Raw genomic sequence first — 1237 nt, forward strand, 5'->3', positions numbered from 1 at the left:
TTAGTTGCTCCAAGTAGCAATCTTGATGAAAGAAAGTAAAACAGCAAACAAGTCGGCGCACATATGCATCGGCCGTTATCAGCAATCGGAAGCATTTTCAGAAGCTAGAGCTTGCAACCTTTTGGCAGTGCGGCATTCCAGTCATTTGAAATTAAAAGAAGGCATGTATGAAGAAGGAAAGGTAATTTTCCTGGCAAGTCTTCTGTCGGCGATACCGACCAAACTCGTGTTTGAGACGTATTGACGTCAATGAAGACTTGAAGTTAAAGGAAATCAGGGAAAATAACCTGATGAACTTTCACTGTATCATACATGAAAGATTTGAATAAAAAATGACTTCCACATTGCACTGCCACAGCAGAGATCCGTCGTCTATTACCTATAAACGCCATGACTCTGCCTAAAACGAAGCGAAGCGCTGATATTGGCGAAAATGCTCCGACTGGTCTTTTAGGCCATAAAATGATTGAAAAAGTGGATAAAAGACAGCCTGATAACATCGAGCAGCGGCAAGAGTCAAAACAAGTCTCCGCTCTATTCTTTATATTGAAATTTAATAGAGCGGCCACTTATTAAGCTCCATGCCGCTGCTTTCACGTTGGTATCAATTAGATGGAAGAAATCAAAATTAAAGTAATTGGACATAAAATCCAGAAAGTGGTCTATAGCGAGGTTAATGACCATGATGGGAAGTTTTATTATGATGGATTCGATATCTTAGATCACGGGATCAATGTCCAAATGGAAAATGGGTATTGGTGGAATTTATGCTGGAAGGATGAAGAGTATTTTGAATTTGGAGAAGGAAGGTATGACCACAATCAATATCTTAACTCTGATGAAATAAAGTCTTGGGAAGCCACAGAAAGATGGAATGAAGTTTTGAGCTTTATTGTGACTGACTTTAGCATCAATTTTATAGATGAGGCTGAATTTATTCCAGCACAAGTTTCAATTGTATTTGATAATGGAAGAAGAATCACAATTATGATTGCTGAAGCATTGAATCTTGACGAGTCAATTCCGACACCTCTTGAATACGAATTTGGAGGAAAGATTTATGTCTTCCATAATGAAGATCTATTGAAGGAAATTAAAACTGATACCAACATTTCGTAAGCGCTAAGCTAAGGCTGAAGCCTTCGCCAGCGCCTACAATCGCCGTTAGGCCTTATTGGAATAAATGAAATTTATAGTTCTAATCTTGATTGTTACATTATCTGTTTCCTGTTCGGAA

At 38.3% G+C, this 1237-nt stretch carries 3 protein-coding genes; all 3 read left to right on the forward strand.

Going from position 1 to position 1237, the window contains the following annotated elements; all coding sequences use genetic code 11:
- Positions 1-25 precede the first annotated feature (25 nt).
- The 3 genes from WJR50_RS34050 to WJR50_RS34060 all read left to right on the forward strand — a co-directional run bounded on the left by WJR50_RS34050 (position 26) and on the right by WJR50_RS34060 (position 1119).
- The gene (locus WJR50_RS34050; protein ID WP_341297788.1) at positions 26-244 is read left to right on the forward strand and encodes a hypothetical protein; all 219 of its coding nucleotides are present in this window, start codon (positions 26-28) and stop codon (positions 242-244) included.
- A gap of 146 nt (positions 245-390) precedes the next feature.
- Complete coding sequence (locus tag WJR50_RS34055) at positions 391-576, forward strand: hypothetical protein (protein WP_341297789.1); 186 nt, start codon at positions 391-393, stop codon at positions 574-576.
- Positions 577-612: 36 nt separating this feature from the next.
- Entirely contained in the window at positions 613-1119 is a 507-nt protein-coding gene (locus WJR50_RS34060; RefSeq protein WP_341297790.1) for a hypothetical protein, read from the forward strand.
- Positions 1120-1237 lie beyond the last annotated feature (118 nt).

It is taken from the genome of Catalinimonas locisalis, assembly GCF_038039535.1.
Classification (GTDB): domain Bacteria; phylum Bacteroidota; class Bacteroidia; order Cytophagales; family Cyclobacteriaceae; genus Catalinimonas.

Coding starts and splice junctions, on each gene's coding strand:
- WJR50_RS34050 (WP_341297788.1), top strand. CDS start 26: ATGAAAGAAAGTAAAACAGCAAACAAGTCGGCGCACATATGCATCGGC.
- WJR50_RS34055 (WP_341297789.1), top strand. CDS start 391: ATGACTCTGCCTAAAACGAAGCGAAGCGCTGATATTGGCGAAAATGCT.
- WJR50_RS34060 (WP_341297790.1), top strand. CDS start 613: ATGGAAGAAATCAAAATTAAAGTAATTGGACATAAAATCCAGAAAGTG.